Genomic DNA, 11,047 nt, shown 5'->3' on the forward strand with positions numbered 1-11,047 from the left:
ACTCGTTAGGCTTTGTAATTTTTTATCTCTGTTCCTTTTTTGTAATTTTTGGTCTACTTGGCAGAGTTATTGTGTCAGGAGCAGAAATAAATTAATAGTTACTCACAAAAAAAATCCCACAAAAAAACATGAAAAAATTAGTATTATCATTCGCCCTTATTGCAGGTTTAGCGTTTGCGGCTTCGGCTCAGACTGAAGGCGCAGTTAAAAAATTAAGTGTTGGTGCAGAATTTGGTTTCCCAACAGCAAATGGTTCAGATGAACTATTAGTTGGAGGTAGCTTGCAATTCGAGCTCCCTGTAGCTAAATCATTAAATCTAACCTTAAATGCGGGTTACCTTTCTGATAGAGTTACCGGTGATACCAAAGATGTGCTTGAATCTTTAGGGGTTCAAACCAGTTTCGGCTTCGTACCTTTAAAAGCTGGTGCCAAATATTATTTTGGTAAAAATTTCTATGGCGCTGGTGAAGTTGGTGCAACGATTAGCACAGAAACAGGCGGCGGCACAGCTTTTGCTTTTGCCCCAGCATTAGGTGCTTCATTTTCGGTATCAGAAAAGTCTAGTTTAGATTTCGGCGTGCGCTTTGAGACTTGGGCAAAAGGCGGTAGTAACTCAAGCTTTGTAGGCTTGCGTGCAGCTTTTGCCTTTGGATTGTAGATTGCTCGATTCTAGAACCATGGTTAATAACTAGGATATCTAAACCTACTTAATCATGGCCTATCCGGTATGAGATGCCCTAGCAATTTTGCTAGGGCTTTTTTGTGGTTAAATTATGTTAATTATGAGGTTAAAAAACGTTAATTATGCTTTTCGCAGTTTGCAAGATGTATACCTTGTGCTATAAATAATTAAATAATTTATCAGCACATGAAAAAACTAGTAGTAGTATTCGCCCTTATTTTGGGCTTAACGTATGCGGCTTCCGCACAAACCGAAGGCGCAGTTCGAAAAATAAGCATTGGAGCCGAATTTGGCTTACCAGCTCAAAAAGATGCAAAGAATTACATGGTTGGAGGCTCATTGCAGTTTGAACAACCCATCGCTAAATCTTTGAATCTCACCGTCTCGGCGGGTTATTTTTCATCGATTTTGACAGGTAGTGCCAAAGATTATTTTAAATCAATAGGGGCCAAAACAACTTTCGGAACAGTGGTTTTAAAAGCTGGAGCAAAATATTATTTCGGTAAAAACTTTTATGCTGCCGGAGAAGTAGGCGCCCGAATAAATACCTCATCAGGCGGTAATACTGCTTTTGCATATGCTCCATCTTTAGGTAGCTCTTTCTCTGTAGGCGAAAAATCAAGTTTGGATATTGGGTTACGATACGAAACGTGGACCAAAGGTACGTCTTATAGATTTGTTGGCTTGCGTGCTGCTTACGCGTTTGGATTATAAGGTAATGATCATAGTTGATGGTTCATAGTTGATGGTTCATGGAACATTGTTTGGACGTTTAAATAATTCGGCTATGAAACATTGACCACGAACAATTAACAACAAAGAAAAGTCTTGACATATTTGTCGAGACTTTTTTATTGCATAACTTCGGCATCATTAATCACATTGCATGTACGCAGTTTTTAAACGCGAATTATTTAGTTTTTTAAATTCACAGATGGCCTATATCACTATAGGTGTTTTCTTGTTGGCCTGTGCACTTCTGCTTTGGTTTTTCCCGGATACTTCTATTATAGACTATGGCTATGCCGAACTCAATGGATTTTTTAGCCTTGTTCCTTTTTTATTTATTTTTTTAATTCCAGCCATCACCATGCGCTCTTTTGCCGAAGAACGTAGAGAAGGAACGTATGTCTTGCTGGCAACACGACCTTTAAGTATACTTCAGATCATCTTGGGTAAATATTTGGCTTGTATAGCGCTTTTACTTTTTGCACTGGTACCTACTTTAGTTTACTATTATAGCATTTATCAACTCGGTCTTCCGAAAGGAAATATCGACTCAGGAGCGGTTATAGGTTCCTATTTAGGCCTGTTTCTTCTAGGGAATGCTCTTACCTCGATAGGGATTTTTGCTTCATCTATTACTAAAAATCAGGTTATTGCTTTTGCAGTGGCTGTTTTCCTTAGCTTTTTCGCGTATAGCGGATTTGATTCGTTGAGTAAACTAGTCGAATTTCAAACTTTAGAAACCGTACTGCTTAACTTGGGGATAAACGAACATTACCAATCTATAAGTAGAGGCGTCTTAGATACAAGGGATCTTGTTTACTTTATTACTTTTATCGTCTTATTTTTTGGTTTAACCAAATTGGCAATAGGAGGGAGGAAATGGTGAGAACGAGGAGAGAGCAGGGCACAAAGGGCAATGGGCAGGGTGCAAAGAGTGTTAAACTAATGAGGTTTTTGGCTTTCGTAGCCTTTCTGATTTTGTTTAATGTGTTAGCGCAATATTTTTATACGCGATTTGATTTCACTAAAGAAAAACGCTATACCTTAACCCAAAAAACCAAAGATAATTTAGGGAATACTTCTGGACCAATCACCATCACTGTTTTTCTGGAGGGCGAAATGCCTGCTGCGTTTAAAAGACTGCAAAATGCGACTAAAGATTTGTTGAATGATTATAAGGCCTATTCTAAAGCCAATTTAAAAATAGTTTTCGAAGACCCTTTAAAAGATGTGCCTGCAAACGAACAGGATACGGTGATTAATCGCTATCTTCAAATTGGGATTAATCCTACCCAGGTTAATATCAAAAGCGATGGTGGGAATTCTCAAAAAATTATTTTCCCCATGGCGCTCATCGAAGCTGATGGAAAGCAGATTGCAGTAAACCTCTTGCAAAAAACGGGCGGTGCAGCAAGTGGATATGAAGAAAATATTACGAGTTCTATTCAAAATTTAGAATATACCTTTACCTCAGCCATTAAACGATTGTTGATTGGGAACAATCCAAGGATTGGTTTTACTGAAGGCAATGGCGAACCTTCCAATCTTTACTTATACGATGCAATTAAAACGCTTTCTCAAAATTTCTATGTGGGGAGGGTAGATCTCAAACTGATTACAAGGCAAGGACTGGATGCTTTGAGCGTACTTATTGTGGCCAAACCGCAAAAAGCGATGTCGGAAGCCGAAAAATATAAGATCAACTATTTTGTAATGAACGGCGGTAAAGTGGTGTGGGCAATTGATCAGGTAGAGGCCGAATTGGATAGTTTGCAAGGTAGAGGCCAAATCATGGCCGTTAATAGGCAGCTGAACCTAGATGATATGCTTTTTGAATATGGTGCTAGGATTAACTATAACTTAATCACCGATTTGAACTGCGCCATGATCCCATTTGCTACCGGCGCTCCTGGTCAGCAGGCACAGATAGATGTTGCCCCATGGATTTATTATCCCGTTTTTATACCGGATACCAACAGTAATGTGGTTAAAAACCTAGATGGAATAAGAAGTCAGTTTGCCAGTACAGTCGACACCCTTTCCATACCCAATGTGCGTAAGAAAATTCTCCTCCAAACTTCTCCATACAATAAGATTTACGAAACCCCTAAAATGCTTTCGCTACAGAGCTTAGCTGAGCAGCCCAGGCCCGAAGAATATACTAGCGCACCACAAATAACGGCAGTATTGCTGGAGGGGAGCTTTAAGTCGGTTTTTTTAAATCGGCCAGTGCCTGAAGGCATTAACGAGAAATATGATCTTCCTGCGCTAAGTAAACCTACTAAAATGATTGTAATAGGCGATGGAGATATGTTCAATAATCAAGTAAACCAATCAGATGCTTCTCCTTATCCGTTGGGATATGATCGCTATACCCAACAAAATTTTGGAAACAAGGCATTCTTGCTCAACATTGCTGATTATTTTACCGACGACGATAATCTAATCGCCCTGCGAAATAAAGAAATTAAAGTAAGATTATTGGATAAGACGCGCTTAAGAACTGAAAAAACAAAATGGCAGCTCATAAATGCACTTGTACCTCTTTTATTGTTAATATGTTTCGCAATTTTTCAACATTATTACCGTAAACATAAGTATGCGAAGTAATTTTTATATTTTTGAGAAACGACAAAATAAACTATGAGATTTATAGTATCAACTTCCACGTTATTAAAACATTTACAAACTGTTAATGGAGCATCTAGTAGCAGTACTGTGCTGCCAATATTAGAAAATTTCCTGTTCGAAATTAAAGACGGAAATTTAACAATCTCGGCTACAGATCTTCAGACCAGCATGACTACCTCTTTAACTGTTGAATCTAAGGAAGAAGGAAAAGTAGCTGTTCCATCAAGGATTTTGTTAGATACGTTGAAAACACTGCCAGATCAACCAATTTCATTTCATATAGACGATAATACGTTTTCTATTGAAATTAGTGCTGGTGATGGAAAATATAAGTTAAGCGGCGAAAACGGTGATGACTTCCCTAAAATACCTGTAGTAGAAAACGCCTCATCTGTAAATTTACCTGCTTCGGTTTTAACAGAAGCGATTACTAAAACTATTTTTGCTGTTAGTAACGACGAGCTTAGACCTGCAATGACTGGTGTTTATTGTCAATTATCGCCTCAGCATATTACTTTTGTGGCCACTGATGCCCATAAATTGGTGCGTTACCGTAGAACGGATAGCAAAGCTGATAAAGCTTCATCATTTATCCTCCCTAAAAAAGCATTAACCTTGTTAAAAGCTGCTTTGCCCAGTACCGACGTAAATGTATCGGTTGATTATAATGCAACAAGTGCTTTTTTTAAATTCGAAAACATCAACTTGGTTTGCCGCTTGATAGACGAACGTTATCCTGATTATGAGGCCGTAATTCCTGCCAACAACCCGAATAAATTGGTAATTGATAGGGCACTATTTTTAAATACACTACGTAGAGTAGTTATTTTTGCCAATAAAACTACACATCAAGTGCGATTGAAAATTAACGGAAGCGAGTTAAATATCTCTTCTGAGGATTTGGATTTTGCAAATGAAGCACATGAACGTTTGAGCTGTCAATATGAAGGTGAAGATTTAGAAATAGGTTTCAATGCCCGTTTCTTAATTGAGATGTTAAGCAATTTAAGTGGCGAGGAAGTAACCTTGGAATTGTCAACCCCTAATCGTGCCGGATTATTAATTCCACAAACCAACGATGAAAACGAAGATGTTTTAATGTTGGTGATGCCGGTTATGTTAAACAATAGCTATTAAAAAAACTTAAAGCGAAAAGACTAAAGCTAAAAGCTTGGTACAATTAAACAATGGCTTGGTTATTACCGAGCCATTGTTTTTTAATTTCAAAATCATATTTCAAAATGTGGTGGATAATCGGTTTCAGATACCTATTTTTGAGCAAAATTTTATAAAACTTGGATTTACTACAACAGCTCATTGACTTTATTCTGCATATCGATAAACACCTGGCAGAAATTGTTAATCAATACCATACGTTAACCTACCTCATTTTATTTCTGATTATTTTTGCCGAAACAGGTTTTGTAGTTACTCCTTTTTTGCCTGGCGATTCGTTGCTTTTTGCTACCGGAGCCCTAATCGCAGGTGATAAAACCGATCTTAACATTTGGTTAATGTTTTTTATCCTTACCGCCGCTGCAATTTTAGGTAATACCCTAAACTATAAACTTGGGAGCGTGTTAGGCGCAGGTGTTTTTAAAGAAAAAAATAGAATTCTAAAATTAAAATATTACCATCAATCCCATGAGTTTTTTGAAAAACATGGGGGGAAAGCTATTATTTTTAGTCGCTTTTTACCCATTTTCAGAACAATTGCACCTTTTGTGGCCGGTATTGCAAAGATGCCTTTCGGGAGATATACCACCTTCAATATCATAGGTGGAGTTTCGTGGATCTTTAGCTTGTTGTTTGCCGGTTTCTTATTAGGTAGAATTCCATGGTTTAAAGAAAACTTTGATATTGTAATTGTACTTATTGCCGTAGTTACTTTTTTACCCGCCATCTATGCTGCGGTTGCAAGTAGATTTACGCCGAAGAAAGCTGAGTAGACTTACGTAGTTTTTGAAACTACGTAAGTCTTAGTCGTCTTATTAATTTTCTCTTCCAATAATTTTTCCCTCTTGATATCTCTTATCGGTTAACTCATTTTGTTTTCTCTCGAAGGGCTCAGGATCTATTCTTACTAAGTTTTTCAGTTCGGGCTGTCCGGCATCTACCCATGCCGAAAACCAGAACGAGCCAACAGCTAAAATTGCAGCTCGCATTTGTTTTTCAACCATGCCATTTATTTTATCTTGGTAAGCTTTTGAATATGCTTCAGAATATTGTTTGAGCATTACATTGCCGCGTTTAGAAAAACTATACTTCTGGTCGGATGGAAATACTTGGTTTAAAGCGGCTTCAAAACTTAGAACCGTATCCAATAAACTATGCGAGTGTTTAACAATTTGCCACGCCGCTTTTAAGGGATTGTCTATGTATATTGCTTTGCCTACCAAAAAATCGTACTTGCTGGCAAAAAGTTCTGGGATCCTACTTTCCCAAAAGGCATGAATCCCCACCTGATTGGTTAACTGTCCGTTATGGTTATTGGTGGTGTGCAAAGGTACATGGGCATCGCCAATGTAATGACCTAGTTCGGCAGAATATTTTAGGATTTTAAGCGAATCGTGCGTTTTAAAGGCCTTGATCAATGCATAATACATACGCTGGATCTGCCAAGGTACGATGCCGTTTTCGTTTAATTTTTTTTGACCGTATTTAACTAATGCATCAGTAAATTTTTCGGGAATGCTATCTATATTTTCTTCGTAGTTTTCAACGTCAAGATAATGACGTGGAGCTTCAAGTGTATCAATGTAGCGCCTCTTATCAGGATCTACGGCGTGCTCAATTAAATATTTGTTGGCATTTTTGTAAAAGGAGATCATACCGGGTGGTAAGGTAAAAATAGCCAGTTGGTTAATTCTACGATGGGCGAAAAAGCCCCAAGCGGTACAAAATAGGAGAGGGATGATTAACGCGGTTAGGATCGTTAATCTTTTCATAGCGTCAATTTAGGAAAAATGGATCGCAATCAGTAGCCTTCTCTTCGATAAATTATAGAAACATATTGCCCGTTTCCAAGATCTCTTTTAAGTATATAGATCTCTGGTAATTTTTTCCTTTTGTGTAATAATATTGACTTTCCATACGCATAATCTTCATCACTTGGAAATCCAAATTGAGCATCACTCGTATCTTTGGAGAGCGATTTAATTTTATCAAAAGCATAAGAAAAGTAAGTTTCTGCTAATTGGCTATTAGCGAAGAGGTATTCTAAGATTAAATCACTAGAAGTGAAATCCAGTTTTGATTTAGCATTAAAACCTATATGTCCCTCTAACTTTATTGTTGCTTTTTCTGGTTTCGGCAAGTTTTCGGGGAAGTCCTTTAGGTTAATTTCACCTTCATAATAGGAACCTACGTGTAGATCGGAAGAGCGAATGTCACGATTAACGATATCTTTAAATATCGGATTTTCGTTAATTCTCTTAATTAATATTTCGCCGGCAGAATCAATCGGCAGATTAAAGAATAATTCTTTTATTGGTGCATTCTTTTGAGCAGATGTAATGGAAGGGAAGATTAGAATAAATAGGATCAATCCATAAAAATAGCTGGTTCTTTTCATTACTTCGTTCTAGGTATGGCAAAGCTACGATCTTCTTTGTCAAAACCAATTTTAGGATAATATGTCATGGCTGTTGGCACTGAAAGGAGTAAAATCATAGTCTGTTCCCCAACTTTCTCTTTGGTAATAGCTACTAGTTTCTTGCCAATGCCCAATTGTTGATAATTGCTATTTACCGCTAAATCCGCTAAATAGCAACTCCAAACCCAATCTGTGATGCTCCGTGAGACACCCACTAATTGCTCATTATCCCAAGCGGTAACAATTAAATTAGAGTTTTGGTACATTAATTTAATGCGTTCTTCATCTTGCGTCGGACGAGGGAGTGCAGCGTTTTCATAGAGTTCAATTACTTGTTGATGTGTTGGAGTTACGTTGGTTTTGTAGGTGATTTCCATATCATATTAATTTAAACCCTTTGTTTTTTAAGAATGTTTTGCACGAAGAACAAAAGCCAATGAGCTGATTTAAATGGTTTTTGCCTTCTGCATCTCTCATTAAGCAGGTATTATTTAGGCAGTGGGGTAAACCTTGGGTATGTCCGAGTTCGTGCAGTGCCAGTTTATAGGTTTGATCTGCTAGTTGGGCCTTCGACAACCTGAAAGTAGAAATTACACATGAATTTCCAGGCCTATATCCTAATCCCATTACACCAAAATCAACAATTTTTCCTTTCGTAATGCTAATATCCTTCTCAGATAATCCGATAATTACCGTATCGATCCCCACAAGGGGATGTAGAAAACTAATCAAGGAATCAGCACGATACCGATTTCTAAGCGGGTAATAAGCTGATGTTGGCAAATCGATATTACTCCTTAACGTAGTTTTGGAATTTATTCTCTGAAGTTGATTAAGTATCCTTTCGGCTTCACGCTTTGGATAATTTCCCATCGGCTGCAATACAATTACTTTATCACCCTCGGTGAAATTGCAGGAGGTTAAACAACATATGGCAACTAAGTACAGCTTTAGTTTTCTCATGAATGAAGATTTTGTTGTTTTTATTTCCGCTACTTGCTTTTCCCTCATCGTGTTCAAATAATTTATTTTAACCACGGCTACTTTGCAGTTATGCATCCAGCTTTGCGTTCTCAGCGATATACTCTGCATACTGTGCGTTTAGTGTCCTGCATCTCGTTTGAATCCAGCTTTGCGTTCTCTGTTCCAAAGGGTCTCCCTTGGAGCGAAATACTTTGCGTCCTTTGCGTTTACTAATCTGCCTCCAGGTTTACATTCCCCGCGTCCTTTGCGGTTAACTTAATACTACGTTCTATTTGCCGTTTATGCCTCATGATATGTGTGATGGCGTGTTCCATTAATTGCTCTATATCATACAATTGCCCCCAATTGGTCTTTATTTTAAGCGCTGGATTTAATTGCTCCAGTTCTTCATCTTTAATATCCTGAAAAATTTTTTCGGTGTACTTAAACATTTCCGATAAATCACTTATGTATTGCTTTATAGTTAAATGAAATTTCTTTTCTGGACGGATAAGATTATTTTCTTTAGAATTATGAATACTTGTGGCATAACCATAGCCCGAATGCACTACGTGCGATAAGATGGCCTGAAGTGATTCGCATTCATTAGTAGATTCAGGATAAATAATTACGGTTAATCTAGAATCTGGAATAACTTCGATTACACGTTGTAAGGCAGTAATTTCCCACTCATAAATGTCAATTATAGCGCCAACGGCGTTTTTTCTGTACATGTCACAACACAATTAAAACTGAAAAATACATTATTTTTTACCACATATGCACATAGAATCATTGTCCGCATCTTAAATGACGACAAGAGTTTTAATCTTTTTTGAAATCAGTTTTTTTTCAGCTTCTGATTTTGAAAGTTTCAACGCAATTTTTAGATGCGTTATTGCTTTTTTATTATCTATACCTTCATAGAGTTCTCCTAAAAGTGAGTGGTATAAATGGTTATCTCCAAGTTTTATTTTTTCAGCTTCTTGGATTGCCGACGGCTTACCATTTGCTTTAGAAAGTGCAAATGTTCTGTTCAGCGCTGTAATTGGAGAATATTCGATAAGCAATAATTGATTATATAATTGCAAAATACTTTCCCACTTTTCTTGTGTATCCGCTTTTATCGTGTGCCAATAAGCGATCCCAGCCTCTAAATGGTATTTTGAAAGCTGATTTCCATGCGATGCACGATTTAAAAAATATTCCCCTTTATCAATCAGTTCTTGGTTCCAAAGCGTTACATCCTGATCATAATACAAAACGACTTCACCATTTGCATTAATCCGGGCATCGAACCTTGAAGAATGGAAACACATCAATGAAAGTAATGCATTTGCGGGGGCTGTATTGGTTGGTTCGCTCCCAACCAACAAGTAGGTAAGTCTAATGGCCTCTAAGCAGAGTTCTTTTCTTAACGTGATGTTTTGATTTGCACTGTAATAACCCTCATTAAATAATAAGTATAAGGTTGTAAGTACATTTGGTAGGCGATCGGCTACTTCGGAAGCTGTGGGCTGGATAATTTTTACTTCTGCTAGTTTAAGTTTTTCCTTTGCTCGCTGTAATCTTTTATAGATAACTTCCTTTTGGGTTAAAAAGGCATTGGCTATTTCATTGGCACCGAAGCCACACAATAGGTTTAAAGCCAATCCGATTTGTGCTTCTGGCGAGTTACAGGGATGGCAAACCACAAATATCATGGCCAATTGGCTATCATTAATATTTTTGATAGATAAATCGATTTCCATTTCCTCATAAACTGAGGTTTGATCCGCGATTGCTTTAGAAATCCGTTGGTTGAAAAGAGAATTTCGTTTTAGATAATCTTTGGTCTTATTTTTGGCGGCAACATACAACCATGCCGTTGGATTTTCAGGAAGGCCTTTTAATCCCCATACTTCAGAGGCCAACAGGAAAATATCACTCACAATATCCTCGGCAATTTCAATGTGCTCGATGCCAAATGCCTTGCACAGAACGGCAACAATCTTTCTGTATTCTGTTCTAAATAACTGTGGAATTAAAGTAGCCTGTTCCATAAAAAAAATGCCCTTGCGTTGTAGCAAGGGCATCAGTAATTTACATTTTGTTTACTTCTCTAACTTCTACTGTACCCCCAAGTGCAAATATCGGACACCCTTTAGCAAGTTCGGCAGCTTCTTCGAGCGAATCGGCATGTACAATCGTGTATCCACCCAATACCTCCTTAATTTCCATGTATGGGCCATCTGTAATGGTGTTGTCGGCCTTAACAACTTTACCTGCCCCCGCCAAACTATTGCCTGCATTAGTTAGTTTGCCCTGAGCTGCAATTCCACCAATCCAATCCATCCAGAGTTTCATGGAGGCTTGCATTTCTTCTGGAGAACTTTTAGGTTGAGTACTGAAATCAGCCCTGAATACGAATAAAAAATCTTTCATGTTGTTTAAATTTATGTTTAAA

General features: G+C 37.7%; 13 protein-coding genes. 6 read left to right on the top strand and 7 right to left on the bottom strand.

Annotated elements, in window-relative coordinates; genetic code table 11:
* Nucleotides 1–128: 128 nt before the first annotated feature.
* From AC6H0V_RS01815 to AC6H0V_RS01840, 6 genes are all read left to right on the top strand, one after another.
* Nucleotides 129–659, top strand: a complete 531-nt coding sequence (locus AC6H0V_RS01815) for a hypothetical protein (RefSeq protein ID WP_497562000.1) — start codon at nucleotides 129–131, stop codon at nucleotides 657–659.
* A gap of 210 nt (nucleotides 660–869) precedes the next feature.
* Nucleotides 870–1,397, top strand: a complete 528-nt coding sequence (locus tag AC6H0V_RS01820) for a hypothetical protein (protein WP_497562001.1) — start codon at nucleotides 870–872, stop codon at nucleotides 1,395–1,397.
* Nucleotides 1,398–1,569: 172 nt separating this feature from the next.
* On the top strand, nucleotides 1,570–2,298 hold the full coding sequence (gldF, locus tag AC6H0V_RS01825; RefSeq protein WP_497562002.1) for a gliding motility-associated ABC transporter permease subunit GldF: 729 nt from the start codon (nucleotides 1,570–1,572) through the stop codon (nucleotides 2,296–2,298).
* Nucleotides 2,292–4,022, top strand: coding sequence for a gliding motility-associated ABC transporter substrate-binding protein GldG (gldG, locus tag AC6H0V_RS01830; RefSeq protein ID WP_497562003.1), 1,731 nt, complete (start codon nucleotides 2,292–2,294; stop codon nucleotides 4,020–4,022). The genes gldF and gldG overlap by 7 nt, the downstream gene beginning before the upstream one ends.
* A 33-nt stretch (nucleotides 4,023–4,055) precedes the next feature.
* The gene (gene dnaN, locus AC6H0V_RS01835) at nucleotides 4,056–5,180 is read left to right on the top strand and encodes a DNA polymerase III subunit beta (protein ID WP_497562004.1); all 1,125 of its coding nucleotides are present in this window, start codon (nucleotides 4,056–4,058) and stop codon (nucleotides 5,178–5,180) included.
* Between the two features lie 158 nt (nucleotides 5,181–5,338).
* Complete coding sequence (locus AC6H0V_RS01840; protein ID WP_497562005.1) at nucleotides 5,339–5,992, top strand: VTT domain-containing protein; 654 nt, start codon at nucleotides 5,339–5,341, stop codon at nucleotides 5,990–5,992.
* A gap of 42 nt (nucleotides 5,993–6,034) precedes the next feature.
* Here the strand turns inward: AC6H0V_RS01840 and AC6H0V_RS01845 are convergent, their stop codons facing one another.
* From AC6H0V_RS01845 to AC6H0V_RS01875, 7 genes are all read right to left on the bottom strand, one after another.
* Nucleotides 6,035–6,991: a zinc dependent phospholipase C family protein gene (locus AC6H0V_RS01845; RefSeq protein WP_497562006.1), complete on the bottom strand. Its 957-nt coding sequence runs from the start codon at nucleotides 6,989–6,991 to the stop codon at nucleotides 6,035–6,037.
* Nucleotides 6,992–7,020: 29 nt separating this feature from the next.
* Nucleotides 7,021–7,617 (bottom strand): hypothetical protein, encoded by a 597-nt coding sequence (locus AC6H0V_RS01850; protein ID WP_497562007.1) that lies wholly within the window; start codon nucleotides 7,615–7,617, stop codon nucleotides 7,021–7,023.
* Nucleotides 7,617–8,015 (bottom strand): GNAT family N-acetyltransferase, encoded by a 399-nt coding sequence (locus tag AC6H0V_RS01855; RefSeq protein ID WP_497562008.1) that lies wholly within the window; start codon nucleotides 8,013–8,015, stop codon nucleotides 7,617–7,619. Before AC6H0V_RS01855 ends, AC6H0V_RS01850 begins: the two co-directional genes overlap by 1 nt.
* A 1-nt stretch (nucleotide 8,016) precedes the next feature.
* Nucleotides 8,017–8,601 carry a hypothetical protein gene (locus AC6H0V_RS01860; RefSeq protein WP_497562009.1) on the bottom strand — a complete coding sequence of 195 codons (585 nt, stop codon included), beginning with the start codon at nucleotides 8,599–8,601 and terminating at the stop codon, nucleotides 8,017–8,019.
* A 230-nt stretch (nucleotides 8,602–8,831) separates the two neighbouring features.
* Nucleotides 8,832–9,335: a DinB family protein gene (locus tag AC6H0V_RS01865; RefSeq protein ID WP_497562010.1), complete on the bottom strand. Its 504-nt coding sequence runs from the start codon at nucleotides 9,333–9,335 to the stop codon at nucleotides 8,832–8,834.
* 72 nt (nucleotides 9,336–9,407) lie between these two features.
* Nucleotides 9,408–10,643, bottom strand: coding sequence for an RNA polymerase sigma factor (locus tag AC6H0V_RS01870; RefSeq protein ID WP_497562011.1), 1,236 nt, complete (start codon nucleotides 10,641–10,643; stop codon nucleotides 9,408–9,410).
* A gap of 40 nt (nucleotides 10,644–10,683) precedes the next feature.
* Complete coding sequence (locus AC6H0V_RS01875) at nucleotides 10,684–11,025, bottom strand: YciI family protein (protein ID WP_497562012.1); 342 nt, start codon at nucleotides 11,023–11,025, stop codon at nucleotides 10,684–10,686.
* Nucleotides 11,026–11,047 lie beyond the last annotated feature (22 nt).

It is taken from the genome of Pedobacter sp. NO84 (genome assembly GCF_059703915.1).